This is a genomic window from Burkholderia sp. Ac-20345 (genome assembly GCF_017104825.1).
Classification (GTDB): Bacteria; Pseudomonadota; Gammaproteobacteria; order Burkholderiales; family Burkholderiaceae; genus Burkholderia; species Burkholderia lata_B.
On record NZ_JAAGPO010000021.1, the window covers coordinates 44,409 to 61,747 of the forward strand.

Sequence of the window (17,339 nt, forward strand, 5' to 3'; positions counted from 1 at the left end):
TCAATGTCGTCAGCCACTTCACGCAGTCAATTGCTCGACACGCTGGATGCATTCGTCGATGCATGGGCGGATCCTCGCGTTGCGTCGGTCGACAGCTTGCTCGACGAAAACGTCGATCTTTTCAGCAGCCACCGCGGACATGTTCATGGAAAGGGCACTGTCATCGAGCGACTGCGCAATGAGTTTTCCGGCTCCGGGTTCACACGCATCACCGCGACCAATCGCGTCGCGCGTGCCGATCGCGACACCGCCGTCGTCAGCGCGTACGTCCACGGTGAAGTTCGTCCGGCCGGCGGACCTCGCGACTCAACTGTCACGGGGTTCGGCGGCGTTGTTGTCCTGACTGTCGAAACGCACCACGGCGAGCCACGGATTCGCGAAATCAGGATTCAACTGAACTGGACTCAGGGCGACGCCACTTCGTTGCCCGGATGGAAGCTCCCACCATCGGATCGCGCCTGGAAACCCGGCGACGCGCCAGCAGTCATCGTCAGCGAGCTCGACGCTCCCTGGCATCGCGTTCCCGAATCGTTACTTCCGGTCAGCGACGAACAAGCGATCGCCGACGCGTGGTTCCGTTATGCATGGGCACTGGATCAAGCCGATTTCGTGCTCTTCGCCGCGGCCTTCAGTGAGCAGGCAGAGGCCGAGCTGACACCCATGGGGCACCTGAAGGGACGTCGCGAGCTGATGACGACGTTGAAGGCGTTTCGCATGCCCTGGCCGTGGATGCAGCACAACGGTGAACCTCTCCGCATCGAGATCGGACCGGACGGAGATCACGCTACGATGGTGCTCGGCAGAATCATGCCCGGCCGCACCGGCGATGATTCCGGCAACCGGTTGTACGGCGCGCATTATCGGATCCGCCTCGCGAAGGAGCATGACGGCACATGGAAAATCGAGCACATGGCGTATTTTCCCGGCTGGTTCACCGCGTGACGAAGGAACAGCGGGCGATGCCGTAACGGCACGTTCGCTGAGTGAAGGCAGTCTGCCCTTCAGTGACCGGTGTTGCGTACGCGCTGGCCAAGCAGGACGAATATGCGTCAGGCATGCCGTCCCGCACTCATGCATTCAATGTTTCCTGGCAGGACTCGAATACGTCCGACACCCACGAAAGGAAAGCGCACAGCTTGGGCGCGAGGTTGCTCCGCTGCGAGTACACCACGGAGATAGGCTTCTGCGGCACCGGATAGCTCGGCAGCACTTCTACGAGTTCGCCGCGCCGCAGTTCCTCGCTTACTGCGAATCGCGCCGGCTGTATCAGGCCGAAACCCGCTTTCGACAGCGCGATATAGGTATCCGAGTTATTCACCTGAACGCTGCTGGTCATGCGGATTGTGGTCGGCCCAGCATCGGTCTGGAAATCGAACGTCGGCGGTCGGACGCCCTTGCCCGATGTGTAGTAGACGACACGGTGATCGGTCAGGTCGTCCAGCGTTTCCGGTATGCCTGCCTGCTTCAAATAGTCCGGGGACGCAACCGTCACGCGCTTGAATACACCGATCTGCCGCGCGATCATCGTCGAATCGCCCAGCACGCCGACACGAATCGCGCAATCGACGCCATCCTCGATCAGGTCCACGATCCTGTCGGTGGCGCCAATGATCAAGTTGATTCCCGGATACTGCTCCCGGAACGCCGCGAGTTTGGGAACGATCACGCATTTCGCGATCGACGTCTGCATGTCGATCCTCAGCGTACCGGTCGGTTTCGCGACGCCCAGCCTGTAGACGGATTCGCTTTCGTCGACGGCACTCAGGATCTTGACCGCGGACTCGTAATAGAGCCGACCTTCCTCGGTCAGGTGCAGCTTTCGTGTCGTGCGATTGATCAACCGCACACCGAGGCGCGTTTCCAGGTCCTTGATCGCGCGTGTCACGACTGGCTTCGCAAGCTGCAACGTATCCGCCGCTTTCGAAAAACCGTTCACGTCGACGACGCGAACGAAAATCTGCATGGTTTGAAATTTATCCATTGACTACTCCCACTGGCACCTTGTGCAGCCTCGTCTCGAGACGCAACTGCCACGCTAGTCCGTACGACCGCATGATCAAGTGCGACGTGCGCGTCGCCTGGATCATGCAGCAGCGCGCCCCGGCTCATGGTGCGCGTCGTTAACTCATCGTTAGCAATACTGCTAACAATCGACGCACGAACACGCTGGCCCTTGCGTCAATCCACGCTCGAAGGGGTAAACACCTACCGTCGACATGTGCTTCTATTGTCGGCTCATCACTATAATTTATCAACCGATCACTTAAGTGTCGGCAAGAAGGACGATACCGAGGCGAGCGAAGTCCTCAATTGCCTTCGTGCATTCCCGGGCCTGATCACCCCATTGGCAATGTCACGTCGGCGACGACCGACCATCAGTGAAGAGATGGCGGGCGCTGCGATTTTTCTGACCGGTATCGCAAGATAGTTCATGCATCTCGTGCGGATACTTCCCGGTCCCGCATTGCATGGAGATGCGCGCTGTTCACAGGAGAGCTAGATGGCAACCATGAAAGCAACCGTATTCATCGAGCCCGGCCGTATCGCGCTCGAAGACAAGCCGATTCCGGACATCGGGCCGACGGATGCACTCATTCGCATCACGACCACGACGATATGCGGCACCGACATTCACATCCTCAAGGGAGAATATCCGGTCGAGAAAGGGCTGACGCTCGGCCACGAGCCGATCGGCATCATTGAAAAGCTCGGCTCCCAGGTAAAGGGTTACCAGGAAGGTCAGCGCGTGCTGTGCGCGGCCGTCACGCCGTGCGGGCAGTGTTCGTCGTGCCTGATGGGCTTCCACTCCCAATGCGGCAGCCGATCGCCGAGCGGCTGGAAGGTCGCTGGCGGTTGGAAGATCGGCAATTATCTCGATGGCTGCCAGGCCGAGTACTTTGTCGTGCCCGACGCGCAGGCAAACCTCGCGCTGATCCCGGACAACCTGACGGATGAGGACGTTCTGCTCATTCCCGATATCGTCAGCACGGGCTTCTCCGCGGCCGAATCCGCCGGCATCAAGATTGGCGACGTCGTCGTCGTCATCGCCCAAGGCCCGATCGGCCTCTGTGCGACGAGTGGCGCACGGCTCATGGGTGCCGGTCTCGTCATCGCGGTCGATCCGGTCGAAGAGCGGCTGCAGAAGGCGAAGACGATGGGCGCGGACGTTCTGCTCAATCCGACGAAGTGCGACGTGGTCGAGGAAGTAATGAAGCTCACCCAGGGCGTGGGCGCGGACGTCGCCCTCGAATGTCTCGGCCGAGACGAGACGATCGGAACGTGCGTCAATGTCACGCGCCCAGGCGGCACAATCTCGAGCGTCGGCATCTATTCGAAGAGCATCCCGATCCCGCTGGACGGCTTTGGCGCCGGCCTCGCCAACAAGCGCATCGTGACGTCGACCTGCCCGGGCGGCAAGGAGCGCATGCGCCGACTGCTTAACGTAGTGTCGAGCCAACGTATCAAGCTCGATCACCTCGTGACACACCACTACTCGCTCGACGATGTTGTCGAGGCTTATGAGTTGTTCGGCCATCAACGGGATGGAGTCGTGAAACTCGCCCTGAAACCGTAGTCAAACATCACTGCCACTGCGTACGCGCCTGATCGTCCAACCCCTGATCAGGCGCACACCGCGATCGATTAAGTGACGTCAGGTACGGCTAGAACTGCACATCGTTTGCAGATGTGTCGGATGTCGTACCGACTGCCTTTACACGACAGTTAGCCTGTGACAAAAATATCACGGTTCATTGTGATGAACTCCCGTACCGAGATCGGCTTTACCCCAGTAAGGTTCCGGAGTTCCTCGGGGTTCGGTAAGCGGATCGGGGCTTTGGAATTCGCGAGTGCTGCGCCGACTGCAGATATATGTTTTGCCATATCTGCATTTAACATTGAGTCGGGATCCGACTGAACCTGCGCGAGAATATCTTCAGTCCACTCAGTTTGGGTAAGCGCATTGAAGCGAATTGGCCGACCGAGCACATCGGATAACATCAACGCAATCTCGTCGTGACTGCATTGTTCCGCGCCGGGGGGATAGTGCACACTATGCCCTTCGAACAGCGTTGGCCGAAGAATGGCAGCGACCATGAGGCGGCCGGCGTCGATGCCACTTATCCACGGAACGTTGACATGTCCAAAACTGTTGGCGAAGCCGGAATTTGCCTTGATAGATGTGCTGTGGAGCGTCGCAAGGTTCTCCATAAACAAGGCTGCAATTCGAAGCACACAGACGTCCAGTCCGGCCCATTGAAAAATCTCTTCCGCCAACCACTGTGCCCTACCCAGGTGGCTTGGGCTATCGGGGTGCGCAACCGCCATTGACATCACGACAATCCGCAGCCCATTTTGTTTCTCGCGAGCAGCAGATGCAAAGGTCGCGGCTGCTGGGACGATGCCACCTGCAATGGGATACGTGAAGGTTGCAGTTGTAACACCATCCAGCGCAGCGACGAGGCTCCGTCGGTCGTTGAAGTCCCCCAACGCAATGTCTACGCCTAACGCCTTCATTCTCTCTGTTCTCTCGCTCTCGCTGCGCGCAAAGACACGAACTGCATGCCCGTTCCGCAACAACTCGTCTACTACGTGTGCAGACGTGCCTCCGTGGCGGCCCGTTGCTCCAGTAATCAGTATCGTTTCTTGCTTTGAGAGATTTTCAGACATGAGATGGTGACCTTTCTATTCGAAATGACGACAAGCCCCTGAAAGCGTTGCGGGGACAGCCTGTTCTTACCATATTAATATTGCAGTCCTAAGCGATTGGTTGATACATCAAGCTGCATGCAATCACCCGTTCGCATCGGTTGATGTCAATAGCAACAAGCTCGACAGATCTGCCGCCCCACCCTCCCAGTCAACACCGTGTCCAAGACCTGGACTTGTTACGAGAAATCTATCGGTGTCCTGCCGTCGCTGCACACGCGCTATGCAAATGAAAATCGATCGCGCACACGCAAGGTCGAGCTCCAGGTAAGGTCCGCGCGGTCCCGCCGCCCTCCAACGAGGGCACACCGTTGACGACCCAGCACGGAAGCCACCTTGGGGTCGAACGTACACCGCAGCGAGCCCTCAGATCGGTCAAGCCTGTTACTATCGATATAGTAGCATATAGTTACTATCATCATGAAAGCAACTGTTTCCTCGAGGGTCGTATGAAACGCGTGGATCTGAGCGAGTGGCCCTGCCCTGTGGCCAAAAGCCTGAGTCGAGTTGGAGAGTGGTGGAACATCCTGATCCTCCGGGATGCCCTTTATGGTCTGACACGCTTTGACGAGTTCGAGAAGAGTCTTGGCATCGCGCCGAGCATGCTGACCAAGCGCCTGTCAGATTTGGTGGCAACTGGGCTGATGAATCGCGTCCAGTACAGCTACAAGCCCCCCCGCTATGAATATCATCTCACTGACCTTGGTTGGTCGTTTCGCCCCGTGATGCTGGCGCTTATTGAGTGGGGAAACGAGCATTTTTCCCCGGAGGGTCGCTCTGTACAGTTGATTGAACGGACCTCTGGAAGTCCGGTTCGCATGGGGCTAGTGGATCTACAGACTGGCCGGGCAATCAACAACGAAGAGTACGTTGTCGTGCCCGGCCCTGCTGCAGACAAGATAGTTCAGGACCGCTTCGCTTATATCGAAGCAAAGCGCGCAGCAGAAACCCATACCGATCCCCCGCAAGAAGCCTGCGGATGAAATCTGCCTGTGGTGTTCCGCTTGGACGTTCTTACTTCGCATCTCACGAAACACGGTTCAACACGAGTCCTTGACTCATGCGATGGCGCAGTTGGATAGATCGGGAGTCATCTCAGGAACAGGGCTCGAGGCAGCGGCCGCTGTACAAGGGGCACCCTTTTGACTGGCCGGCGATCGTGTTTCCGTCACATGTTGGCCTGTCAACACGGTCGCCTTCATTTCTAACCAGCAGGACATACACTCGGGCGCCCCATACTTCGCGTCATCGACAACGGACCACCGCTCTCAATGCCCGCCACCTTCCTGACTACACCCGGGAACGAACTCAGTCGCAAAACCAAGCCTATTCAAGATTGCATGCCCGTTTGCTAACCAGCGCGCGATCATGCGCACGAAACCATCCGGCGGTTTCACGCGTGAACAATGCCGTCAGGACGAAAGCAACGACCATGAGACCCGAGATGAAGTAGAGCGCGTTGTTATACCCCGACGCAGAGCTAAAGCCCCCGCCCGCACCAATGAGTGCACCGATCACGAACGGCCCGAACCCACCAAGATAGATCCCTGCATTGATGATGGAACCGGCGATGCCGGTGGTGCCTGGTCGGGTCGAATCGAACGCGATCGCGTAGACGAGCGTGTACGGCGCATTCAGTGCGCATCCGGCAAAGAGCTGGATCGCGATCAGGGTTGCCAGGCTCATGGACGAATACTTGAACAGCAGCATCCCGATCGCTAGCCAGACGAACACTACCATCAGGCACAGCTTGCGGCCGACGCGATCGGAGATCCATCCCCAGACGATCTGGCCGATCCCCCCAGTGATCGTGAACAGCACGCTATATGCAGCGGCCTCCGCGAAGTTGTAATGCGCGACAAACGCCAGATACTGGGGCAGCCAGAAGCTGATACCGAAATAGCCGACGATGGCCAGCAGCGAGACCAGCGCGATGACGGAGATGTTCGGATTTTTCATCGCAACCCCGAACGAGCCTTTCGGTGCACCCGAGCCGTGTTCGAGATCGGCGGTCAGCGGTGGCGTCTCACCCGCTGCGGCGATTTGCGCATGTAGCCGGTCATAACGCTTCTCGCTGCCGTACCACCAATACAATGCAAATACGATGATCATCGGGATCGGGAACAGCAAGAACGCGATACGCCAGTTCTCCGGTCCATAGATGCTCAGCAACCCGCTGATCGCGAACCCGCCCAGCAACGTGCCCCACGGGTACCCTGTGTGATGAATGCCGAGCGCGAGACCTCGCCGCTCCTTTGACCACCATTCGGCCAGCGACGTGACCTCGATGGATTCACCTGCTCCGCCGAACGCGTGCGACAGAACCTGTAGCGCAATCAGCACGCCCAGCGTTCCCGTCAACAGGTTGAACCCCGTCAGGAACGTAAACAATGTGTAGCCGACGACGATCGGAAGATGACGGTACTTGCGCCGCCAGCCGTGCCCGCCCTTGTCAGCCCACACCATTGCCGGGATCGCGATCAGTGCGGTCGACATCGTGATGATGGCTGCGTACAGTCCGATCGTCGTCGCACTCGTTCCGAATTCCTTGGTGATCGAGGGCAAGACGGCAAAGAACATCTGGCGCGAGTTAGCGTCCATCGCGTAGACGAGCCACAGCAGCAGCAACGCCATCCAGGATTCCTTCGCGATCTTGCGCGTGCCCGGCGTCGATCCGGCGCGCTCCGGCGCCGCTCCGCTATTCATCGTTTCCATGTACTCCTCTCCTCTTCTCTTATTTCGGGGCGGCGGCCGCTGTGTGGAATACGCGTCATCGTGCGAGACCACCGACGAACAAATGAAGCGCTTCATAAAGCGGCTGCTTTGACGCGCTTCAGTTGGAGCATCGTCGTTGCCGCACGTTTCCCGTGTCGACTACCTGAAACAGCATGAATGCGCGTGGCCGACGGTCCTTTGTCCGCCACTACGCCGCGGGTCGGTTCGTGGTCGTGCGCCTACTTGAGCACGACCGGATTCACGGGCGCCCCCGTTCCGCCAACCACCTTCAACGGCGCGGCCGTATAGAGAAACGTGTATTGCCCGTCTTGTGCGCAATCGTCGGCAAGCGGATCCAGTTGTGCGATTTCGGTCATGGTGATGCCAAGATTCCGCATCAATGCGTTGTGCAACGGTAAGTCGACGCCTGAAACGGGATCGGTCGTCACCTCGTTGGCGATCGTGTCTGTAACGAGATTCGGGATCTCCATGTCGTGGAACCACTGAACGAGTTTGCGACTGTACGTGAGGCCTGGCTCCTTGAAGTTTGCGTAGAATTCCGCGCGATCCCGTTTGTAAAATGAACCGATCCATCCGGTACGAATCACGAGAATGTCGCGCTTCTCGATCGAAACGCCCTGCGCATCGGCCGCGGCCAGCAGGTCGAGATGCGTAAACGTCTCACCCGGCTCCAGCACCTCCTTCTTGCGGTATCGCGCGATGTCGATCAGCACGCCACGCCCCACGACGCCGCGCTCGCCGATCGGACACACGCTCGCCTTCGCAAGGCTACCGATCGTCGTCTCCGCGTCGTAGCCGTTCCAGATCTGATCGTCGTACCAGACGTGGCCAAGCGCGTCATATTGTGTCGAACCCTGCAGGTACATGAACATCACGTCGTCGGCATATTGATACGAGCCGGGAAACTTCGGCCCCTTGCCGCAGCAATATTGCCCGCGGTCCATCACGTTCATGCGTTTGGCACCCTGACGCCCCGGCCACACGGGATCGCCGTCCGGATCACCCATGCGCACCTGAAGCGTGAACGACTTGCCTTGCTTCACGGTTGCGATCCCCTTGAGCGCTTCCGTAGCCGTCAGATAGTTCAATGCGCCGACTTCGTCGTCGGGCCCCCACTTCCCCCAGTTCCTCGGTGAGTCTGCGAGCAGTTCTCGAACGTGCGGTACGTTTCTGGCTTCCATGTCTTCCTCCGTGCTGCGATGGTGCATGTCGTGACATGCGATGATTTAAGTTACGTTTTTTCGTGCGACAGCCGCGCCTGCCGGCCGATCTGGTCCGCGCGGTTCAATCCTTCCGCCAGGCGATCGGCCGTCAGCGCGGGCACCATGTTGCTGCTGTAGCGGGTTGCGAGCGTCGCGCCGACGACGATCGACATTTCGTCGGGCGTCAGCGGTGCGGCCTGTCCGAGTTCGTCGAAGGTCACGGGAAGACGCACGGCCAGCAACAGTTCGAGCAGCGCGCGAACCTCGGCATCGCTGCGCGTCTCGATCAGCAACTGGACCAACGTACCGAATGCGACCAGTTCACCGTGCAGCGCCGCGGCCATCGAGGGAATGGCCGTCAGCCCTCGGATCAACGCATGCGCGAGGGAAAGTCCGCCACTCTCGAAACCGATACCGCTCAACAGCACCGTCGCCTCGACCACGCGTTCCACGCTTTCGTCAACCTGCCCGGCAGATACCGACCGATATGCAGTTGGTCCGAGTTCGACGAGCGTGTCATAGGTGGCATCGGCGAGCAGCAGCGCGGTATGCAGCGCCGGCGTACCGAAGGAATTCTTGCCGCCTGAGCCGTGGCACTGCCGCGCCTCGAATTTCTTGCTGACGGCGTCACCGATCCCTGCCGCAAAGAAACGGACTGGTGCTTGCGCGATAATCTTCGTATCGACGATGACGGCCGCCGGATTGCTCGTCAGATACTCGACGCCGGCGACCTTATGCTGGTCGTCGTACAGCACGATAAGGCGACTCGTCGGCGAATCGTTCGAAGCCACTGTCGGGCAGATCACCACCGGCAACCCGAGGGTGGCCGCCACGCCCTTGGTAGAGTCGATGGTCTTTCCGCCGCCCAGGGCGACCATCACGTCGGGTTCCGAGGGCCTTGCCTCGACAACAAGGGCGTCGATTGTCGATTTCGAGCATTCGCCGGGAAACGCGATGCGCCGATGCGCGAGCCCGGCATCGGCCAGCACGCGCTCGACAACCGGCCAGACCTTCTCTCCGACGATCGCGTCGCATAATGTCAACGGCCGGCGAAACCCCATTCGGCCGAGTTCACGCCCCAGCTCGAGCAATGCATCCGGGCCCTGGACATACTGGCCCGGAAATCCCATCGTACGTAGCATCTTTGAATCCTCGCTTGTTGGACCGGGTTTGCCGGGTCAGGTCATCAGCCAGCCGCCAGCCACATCGATCACCTGACCGGTCACGAAGCTCGCATCCGCCGACGTCAGGAACGCGCAGACTGCCGCGACTTCATCCGTGGTCCCGAGGCGACGCAGCGGGGTAGCGTTCACCACGGCCGAATTTGCGTCGCTGGAGACGGTACGAAGCAACGGCGTGTCGATGCGGCCGGGAGATAGGCCATTGACCGTGATTCCGTGCGGCCCCAACTCACCGGCAAGGTGACGCGTGAACGCGATGAGCGCGCCTTTCGTCGCGCTGTAGTGGGCGCCGACGATGTCGAGATACGCCTTGCCCGCCACTGACGACATCATCACGATTCGGCCGAACCTGTTCTTCACCATCGCAGGCGACGCGACGCGGCAGAAATGGAACGCGCTGTTCAGGTTGACGTCGACGACACGCGCCCACTCGGCTTCGTCCATCTCGAAGATGCGCTTCGGCAAGCCGTCGTGTTTTGGCGAGATGCCGGCGTTCAGCACCAGCGTATCGATCGATCCCAGCGCGCCGGATACGGCGTCCACGGCACGCTCGCAGTCCTCGTACTTGCCGACATCTGCGGCCACGAAGTGAACGTCACCACCATTTCGTTGCCAATGATCGACCTTCTCTCGCCCGAGGCGCTCGTCAAAGTCCACCACGCCAACGCGTGCACCGGCGCTGATGTACCTCTCGACAATCGCCGAGCCGATACCGCCGACCCCACCCGTCACCAACACAACACGCCCTTGATGATTCATTTCGTCACCGTACTGTTTTGCATGCTGGAGGACTCGCTCCGCCGCGGTCCGCACATTCCATGTCGATTGCTGGAATCGGCTATGATTCCAGTATTATTGAAGCGCTTCATTTTTGGGATCAGGCAAGCCATCATGAAAAATTCTGAAATGACGGAAGTTCGATGGATCGCAAGAATATGAAGCGCTTCAATTATTGGATCGACGGTACTCCCTGTCGACGCACGTTTACCCGTAGGGCACAATGACCAATCCGGGTCTTCAACTTTGCAATAATTGCAGTCATGAAAGATTTCGACTCCCCCCGCCCCACCCTCGAGGATGTCGCGAGGCTCGCAGGGGTCTCACTCGGCAGCGCCTCCCGCGCCCTCTCCGTGCCGAACCAGGTCAAGCCAAAGACGCTTGCCCTGGTCAAGCGCGCCGTGGAGCAACTCGGCTATGTGAGCAACGGCGCCGCGCGCGCGCTCGCTTCCAGGAAGACCCGGACGATCGGCGCGATCTATCCGACGATGTACAACCCGGCGTTCGTCCAGTCCCTCGATACGCTCCAGCGCACCCTGTGGGATTTCAATTACCAGGTCGTGCTTGCCAGCCACGAATACAACCCTGAACGGGAGTACGACGTCGTGAAGGCGGTGGTCGAGCGCGGCGTGGACGGCGTCGTCCTGGTCGGGACCGCGCACGAAGACCGGGTGTTCGACCTGATGCGCCAACGACGCATCCCGCTCGTCTTGACCTGGGAAAACGACGAGCCTCGCTATGGCGAGTGCATCCATTTCGACAACCGGCAGGCGACCTACCTGATGACGAAGGAGGTCCTCAAAAGAGGACACGAGCGCATCGCGACGATTTGCGGCTCGCTGGAGCACAACAAGCGTGCCCGCCAGCGCGTGGCCGGCATAGCGGATGCAATGAAGGAAGCCGGACTCGAACTCGATCCGAACTGCGTGATCGAGGAGCCTTTTTCGATCGAGGGAGGACGCGACGGAGCACGCCGCGTCATCGCGATGGACACGCGGCCGACTGTCCTGATCTGCCACACCGACCTTCAGGCAATCGGCGCATTGCACGAGTGCGGCGAGCACGGTATTCGCGTCCCGGAGGACATGTCGATCACCGGGATGGACGATATCGAACTGGCAGCCATCACGAAGCCGCCGCTCACGACCATCCGCGTCCCGACGAGGGAAATCGGCGTGCTCGCTGCGCGACGTATCGTCGGGCTGGCGGAAAATCGCACCTTCGACGATCCGCAAGCCGTCGCCGCGGAAATCGTGTTGCGCGACAGCCTCGGCGACGTACCCGACAGTGCCCGACGCCCGGCTACGTCTAGGCGCACGCGCAAGCAGGCCTGAGGAAACGCGCCGAACGGCGCTTTCCCCATAAATGACGACCTTATCGAATGAACTGCTCGACGTAGTCGGCACCAAGACCGGCCCTTTCGTAGTAACGCCTGGCCGCCTCGATCTTCGTGAATACGTCCTCGTAGCCGACGGCAACGCCTTGCGGGTCGACGTACGTATAGCCGCCCGTCACGTGAAACCAGGTGATCATCTCGTCGACGCCTTCGGGCACGTAAAGCGTATGCGTCTCCCCGGCGGGCTCATAGGCATAGCCACCCTCCTCGGCCACCCAATCATGCTCCAGGTAGTACCAGCGCCCCTTCAGCACGATTGCGTGAACGGGGCCGGTATGCCGATGGCGTGAAAGTACGCCGGCTTGGCGCACCCGGAGCAGATTCACGTAGTAGCCCTGGCTTGCGCAGAGAAGCAGCGGCTTGAATGAGACGGTCTGCGTTGTCGGCACCCACAGATTGTCGTCTTCCAGCCATTTGCCCAGGACGCCGGTGTGAACGATATCCGGAGACATGAAAGGGACCTGCGGCAATGCGTACGGGACAGCGAGTTCGTCGGGTTTACGTTCAAGCGTAGTAGACATCATTGAGCTCCGGGTGAACATCGAGACGGTAGTGAGGAACGCTTCATCCAGCCAAATATGAAGCGCTTCATATTTTGGGTGCTTATCTTGTTTCAGAAGCACCTGGGTCGCCAGTATATTTGAAGCGCTTCATATTTTCAAACACTCATGAGCAGGCCAACCGTGAATCCCGTGTCGGTCGTCAATCGGCGCCCCTTCGGCGCGCCGGAATCGGGCACCGTGCAGACGTGCGATCAACACGCGCCGATCGTCCCCGCCGGTTGGGCGACCCCAGCGGCTTTCCCGCGTTGGGTCACATTGCTATTTGTCGACCGATAGATAACAATGGCAGCGGATCAGGAGCTCAATCATGTCGAAGCCCAAGCGCGTCAATTCTGCCCCCCCCGCTCACCCGGAGCCGGTGAAGCCCGCGAGCTCGACGGTCGGGCGACGCCTCGCTCCCGAGGAACGCGAACAACAGATCGTCGACAAGGCGATCGAGCATTTCGCAACGCACGGCTTTTCCGGCAGCACACGCGAACTGGCCCGCGAGATTGGCGTCACGCAGCCTCTGCTGTATCGCTATTTTCCGAGCAAGGATGCCCTCATCGATCGCGTATACAGCGAGATCTACAAGTGGGATCCCACCTGGGAAAAGCAGATCTCGGACCGCACGATTCCGCTGCAGGAGCGCCTTTCAGGATTCTATCGGTCGTATGCACACACCATTCTCCAGCGGGAATGGATACGCACCTTCATCTTCGCGGGCCTCAGTCGAGAAGGCATCAACACGAAATACCTGACCAAGCTGCGCGAGCGCGTCTTTCTGCCGGTTTTGCGCGAGCTGCGCAGCGCCTATGACATTCCCGACCCAACGAGTCATGCCCAGCTCGACGCCGAGATCGAGCTGATCTGGAATCTCCATGCGAGTATTTTTTATATCGGTGTCCGAATGTGGGTATATGGGTTACCTGTACCGGAAGATGTCGATACGCTGGTCGATCGACAGGTCGACGTATTCCTGAACGGAACGCCGGCAACGCTGAAAAAGATGCGTGCGCCTTCCCGCGTGTCGCGCCGCAGGTCCGCATAAGTCCCACCTCACCCGTCCCCTCCTTCCTGCGCGCATGCCAACGCCGCGGTAGATCGCAGTAGCGTCCCGCGCCATTTGCACCGGTTCCATTTGCAGCGCCCTGGAATATCCTTTCCACCAGATATTCTTTTGCTTTAGGCACGCGTCGGCTTACGATCGTGTGCCGACATGGCGCGCCCGCACGGCAGCCGGTCGTCGATATGCGTTGCATCTGCCCTCGATTCGCCATGACCGCTTCGACCGACAAGATTATCCATTGGCTGCTTTCGAGCCTTGAACCCGCGAGTTCGCTATTTCACGTCGGTCAGTATTGCGGCGATTGGCAGGCATCGACCAACGGACGTGCACGCGCGAGTTTTCACGTCGTTCTGCATGGCACATGCTGGCTGCATTTCAACGATGGCCGTCCCAGCATATCGGTCTCAGGAGGCGATGCAGTATTCCTGCTCCGTGATATCCCGCACTGGCTCTCCGCCAATCCGAACCAACCCGGGATCGGAACGGAGGTCGAGCGCCGCGGCACGATGCAGCCGCTTGATAATACAGTGCCGGAATCCGTCGGCCTGGCATGCGGCTTTGTCGACTTTCATGGCAACACCAGTCAGTGGATCGTATCGATGTTTCCCGATCACCTGATCGTGCGCCAGGGCGACGCGGCCCATTCCGGGGTTCACGCATTGTTCGATCTGCTGCACGATGAAGCGTCCGCTTCCGGCGACAGGCCGTCTCCACTGCTCGATCGGCTCGTGGAATTGCTGCTTTTCTACGCGGTTCGCGAGGCGGCGCGACACAATGCGGTTGCGAGCGCGCTTGCATTGCTGATGAAACGCACCGAGTTCGCATCGCTGATCGCCGCGATTATTGACGCGCCCAAGGACGCGTGGACGACCGAATCAATGGCGACATTCGTGAACATGTCGCGTGCAGCGTTCTACAAGCACTTCAGCGAATCGTGCGGACATCCTCCAGGTCAATTCGTGACGCTGATGCGCATGAAAATTGCCGGCGAACTGCTCTCGCAAGGCTGGGCGATCCCGCGCGCCGCCGAATACGTTGGATACCAGTCCGAATCGGCATTCGCGCACGCCTTCAAGCGCACAACGGGTGTGCAGCCGGGGGCGTGGCGTCGCACCCACGGAGCACCAGGGATCCGGACCGACGCCCCACTCGCCGCCGTTCACTAACGATTCTCCACCGAGACGAACGCACAGCAAACGCAGACGTTCGCGCATTGCCCGGCTACGGCCGCGTAACGACAATGATCCTGTCATTACCGGAGAAACCAATGAGCCGATTTCCGCTTCACACCGTCGACAGTGCGCCCGTAGAAAGTGCACCGTTGCTCGAGAAATCCTTGCAGGCCAACGGCTTCCTGCCGAACCTGGTCGCTTCGCTCGCCACAGCGCCGGCCGCCCTCGAAACGTACCTGACCGTCGCCGCAATCAACGGCCGTGCCGGTCTCGACCTCGCGGAACGGGAGGCCGTTCAGATCACGGCAGCTGCCATCCACGGATGCGGTTTCTGCGTCGCCGGCCACACTGCCGCAGCACTGAAGAAGGCCCGGCTCGCGCCAACAGTCGTGGATGCGCTGAGAGCGAACGCCACTATTCCTGACGAACGGCTCGACGCCATCGCAACGTTCACGCGAGCTGTCATCGCGACACGTGGCAATGTCGCTGACGACGCACTCGATGCGTTTCGTCGTGCAGGATTTTCAGACGCCAACGCACTCGAGGTCGTACTCGGCGTCAGCCTTGCGACACTATGCAATTTTGCGAACAATCTTGCTCGCAACGAACTGAATCCCGAACTCGTCAGCTACCAATGGGAACCTTCCAAACAAGCCGCGTGACGCCTCCCGGGCTTGCGTCAGAACTCGACGGATGGCTCGACGAACACGCCAGCGAACTGGATACGGGTACTGCGTTGAAAGCCGAGGTCGTTCCCAAGCTGGCGCGCGCGGGATTGTTTCGCGTCGGCGTCCCTGTCGCGTCCGGAGGTATCGGGGGACACACGGCCGACGCCGTCGGCGCAATCGCGTCGTTAGCCGAACGTTCACTGACAGCGGCGTTCGTACTGTGGGGCCAACGCACGTTCGTCGAATATCTGTTGCAGAGCCCGAATTCGGCGTTGCGTGAACGATTGCTCCCGGACGTACTCGATGGACACATCGCCGGTGCGACCGGGTTGTCGAATGCAATGAAGCATCTGTCGGGGATCGAGACGCTGCAGGTCGAGGCAACGCCTGACGCCAGCGAGGCCGATTGCCTGCGGTTGAACGGGAAGCTCGCGTGGATCACGAACCTTCGGCCCGAAGGTTTCGTGGTCGCAGCCGCGGTTGCTCGCCGCGATGGCGACCGTGCGTCGATCGTTGCGGTCCCCCACTCCGCAACCGGCATGATTCGAAGTGCAGACCTGGAATTGATCGCGCTGCGTGGCAGCAATACGGCTGCACTGACCATCGATCGTGTTCGCTCCGATCCATCATGGGAACTGCATCCCGACGCGACCGTGTTTCTTTCCCAGGCTCGACCAGCATTTCTCGCCTTGCAGTGCGGGATGTCGATCGGTCTCGCGCGACGCAGTCTTCACGAGGCATCTCGGGCTTCGGCTCGAGCCGTTCTCGGGCCGGAACTCCGAGCAACCGCCGAGGCACTTGATCTGACGTCTGCGGCCCTGCTCCAGGGCATCAGCGACTCATCGTTTCGATCAGATCCGTCCAGCCTCTTCCATATCCGGATCGCACTTGCCGACCTTGCTCACCGGGCAGTGCATCTCGAACTGCAAGCAAGCGGCGGCCGCGGATACCTGCGTGATGCGAACGCTGGATTCGATAGACGCTGGCGCGAAGCCGCATTTATCCCGATCGTGACGCCAAGTCTGGTGCAACTCAAGGCCGAGCTTGATCGACGCTCCCGAAGCGAGGCGACATGAGCGATCCGCTTGTCGAGGTGCAGGATCTATGCGTCGGTTATCCGGGCCGCGAGACGCTCGTACTTGACGCAGTCTCACTCGACGTCGCCGCCGGCGAGGTCGTCGCGTTACTCGGTCCGAGCGGGTCTGGCAAGTCGAGCCTGCTACGCGTTCTGGCCGGACTACAGCGCCCGACACACGGGACCGTGAGGATCAGTGGCGAGTGCATCGATGGCCCGCACCCGTCCATCGCGCTCGCGTTTCAGGACCCATGCCTGCTTCCGTGGTTGTCAGCCGCCGGCAATGTCGCGTTCGGGCTGACATTCTCCCGCCAATTGCGCCTATCCCGTGCGGAACGGCGGATGCGTGTTGCCGAAACGCTGGCCGAAGTCGGGTTAGCACATGCACATGCGCTGCGTCCGTCTCAGCTTTCGGGCGGAATGGCCCAACGCGTCGCGCTGGCACGTTCGCTTGCCAGACGACCACGGCTCTTGCTGCTCGATGAACCGTTTGCGGCACTCGACGAAATCACGCGCGCCGACATGCAGCAATTGCTCATCCGCGTTGTCCAGGAAACGCGCACAGCAACAGTGCTCGTGACGCACGACATCGATGAAGCGCTGCTCGTCGCAAATCGCATCATGCTGATCGGCACGTCGGGCCGCCCAATCGACCACTGGCGAGTCGATTCCCCTCAGCCGCGCGAGGTGCTCACGGCAGAACTGAGTGCCGTGCGCCAGCAGATCCTCAGCTCGTTGCACCGTGCGCTCAAGTACACGTCAACACCATCGTGGATACACACGACGGCCTCTGATTTCCTTACGCTGGATTGAT

The 17,339-nt window shown here is 59.9% G+C and carries 16 protein-coding genes; 9 read left to right on the forward strand and 7 right to left on the reverse strand.

Annotation, left to right across the window (positions count from 1 at the left end):
* Positions 1-3: 3 nt before the first annotated feature.
* A complete protein-coding gene (locus tag G3O06_RS10735; protein ID WP_205815986.1) occupies positions 4-942 on the forward strand; it encodes a nuclear transport factor 2 family protein in 939 nt (312 codons plus the stop codon).
* Between the two features lie 127 nt (positions 943-1,069).
* On the opposite strand, the gene G3O06_RS10740 is transcribed toward G3O06_RS10735, so the two are convergent.
* On the reverse strand, positions 1,070-1,981 hold the full coding sequence (locus tag G3O06_RS10740; protein WP_346779504.1) for a LysR family transcriptional regulator: 912 nt from the start codon (positions 1,979-1,981) through the stop codon (positions 1,070-1,072).
* A 519-nt stretch (positions 1,982-2,500) separates the two neighbouring features.
* On the opposite strand from G3O06_RS10740, the gene G3O06_RS10745 reads away from it, so the two are divergent.
* The gene (locus G3O06_RS10745; protein WP_205815988.1) at positions 2,501-3,574 is read left to right on the forward strand and encodes an alcohol dehydrogenase catalytic domain-containing protein; all 1,074 of its coding nucleotides are present in this window, start codon (positions 2,501-2,503) and stop codon (positions 3,572-3,574) included.
* A 149-nt stretch (positions 3,575-3,723) separates the two neighbouring features.
* On the opposite strand, the gene G3O06_RS10750 is transcribed toward G3O06_RS10745, so the two are convergent.
* Positions 3,724-4,668 carry an NmrA family NAD(P)-binding protein gene (locus tag G3O06_RS10750; protein WP_205815989.1) on the reverse strand — a complete coding sequence of 315 codons (945 nt, stop codon included), beginning with the start codon at positions 4,666-4,668 and terminating at the stop codon, positions 3,724-3,726.
* A gap of 488 nt (positions 4,669-5,156) precedes the next feature.
* Between G3O06_RS10750 and G3O06_RS10755 the strand changes: the two genes are divergently transcribed.
* Positions 5,157-5,690: a helix-turn-helix domain-containing protein gene (locus G3O06_RS10755; RefSeq protein WP_205815990.1), complete on the forward strand. Its 534-nt coding sequence runs from the start codon at positions 5,157-5,159 to the stop codon at positions 5,688-5,690.
* Positions 5,691-6,033: 343 nt separating this feature from the next.
* Here the strand turns inward: G3O06_RS10755 and G3O06_RS10760 are convergent, their stop codons facing one another.
* The 4 genes from G3O06_RS10760 to G3O06_RS10775 all read right to left on the reverse strand — a co-directional run bounded on the left by G3O06_RS10760 (position 6,034) and on the right by G3O06_RS10775 (position 10,585).
* Entirely contained in the window at positions 6,034-7,422 is a 1,389-nt protein-coding gene (locus G3O06_RS10760; protein ID WP_241019749.1) for an MFS transporter, read from the reverse strand.
* A gap of 239 nt (positions 7,423-7,661) precedes the next feature.
* On the reverse strand, positions 7,662-8,624 hold the full coding sequence (locus tag G3O06_RS10765; RefSeq protein WP_205815991.1) for a cyclase family protein: 963 nt from the start codon (positions 8,622-8,624) through the stop codon (positions 7,662-7,664).
* A gap of 50 nt (positions 8,625-8,674) precedes the next feature.
* Entirely contained in the window at positions 8,675-9,787 is a 1,113-nt protein-coding gene (locus G3O06_RS10770; protein WP_205815992.1) for a glycerol dehydrogenase, read from the reverse strand.
* A gap of 36 nt (positions 9,788-9,823) precedes the next feature.
* The gene (locus tag G3O06_RS10775) at positions 9,824-10,585 is read right to left on the reverse strand and encodes an SDR family NAD(P)-dependent oxidoreductase (protein WP_205815993.1); all 762 of its coding nucleotides are present in this window, start codon (positions 10,583-10,585) and stop codon (positions 9,824-9,826) included.
* 281 nt (positions 10,586-10,866) lie between these two features.
* Between G3O06_RS10775 and G3O06_RS10780 the strand changes: the two genes are divergently transcribed.
* A complete protein-coding gene (locus G3O06_RS10780; RefSeq protein ID WP_205815994.1) occupies positions 10,867-11,937 on the forward strand; it encodes a substrate-binding domain-containing protein in 1,071 nt (356 codons plus the stop codon).
* A 40-nt stretch (positions 11,938-11,977) separates the two neighbouring features.
* On the opposite strand, the gene G3O06_RS10785 is transcribed toward G3O06_RS10780, so the two are convergent.
* Positions 11,978-12,520, reverse strand: a complete 543-nt coding sequence (locus tag G3O06_RS10785; RefSeq protein WP_205816018.1) for a 2,4'-dihydroxyacetophenone dioxygenase family protein — start codon at positions 12,518-12,520, stop codon at positions 11,978-11,980.
* Positions 12,521-12,869: 349 nt separating this feature from the next.
* Between G3O06_RS10785 and G3O06_RS10790 the strand changes: the two genes are divergently transcribed.
* The 5 genes from G3O06_RS10790 to G3O06_RS10810 all read left to right on the forward strand — a co-directional run bounded on the left by G3O06_RS10790 (position 12,870) and on the right by G3O06_RS10810 (position 17,338).
* On the forward strand, positions 12,870-13,592 hold the full coding sequence (locus tag G3O06_RS10790) for a TetR/AcrR family transcriptional regulator (protein WP_205815995.1): 723 nt from the start codon (positions 12,870-12,872) through the stop codon (positions 13,590-13,592).
* A gap of 227 nt (positions 13,593-13,819) precedes the next feature.
* Entirely contained in the window at positions 13,820-14,776 is a 957-nt protein-coding gene (locus G3O06_RS10795; protein WP_205815996.1) for an AraC family transcriptional regulator, read from the forward strand.
* Between the two features lie 101 nt (positions 14,777-14,877).
* Complete coding sequence (locus tag G3O06_RS10800) at positions 14,878-15,444, forward strand: carboxymuconolactone decarboxylase family protein (RefSeq protein WP_205815997.1); 567 nt, start codon at positions 14,878-14,880, stop codon at positions 15,442-15,444.
* Entirely contained in the window at positions 15,417-16,526 is a 1,110-nt protein-coding gene (locus G3O06_RS10805) for an acyl-CoA dehydrogenase family protein (RefSeq protein WP_205815998.1), read from the forward strand. Before G3O06_RS10800 ends, G3O06_RS10805 begins: the two co-directional genes overlap by 28 nt.
* Entirely contained in the window at positions 16,523-17,338 is an 816-nt protein-coding gene (locus G3O06_RS10810; RefSeq protein WP_043186871.1) for an ABC transporter ATP-binding protein, read from the forward strand. The genes G3O06_RS10805 and G3O06_RS10810 overlap by 4 nt, the downstream gene beginning before the upstream one ends.
* Position 17,339: the final 1 nt, after the last annotated feature.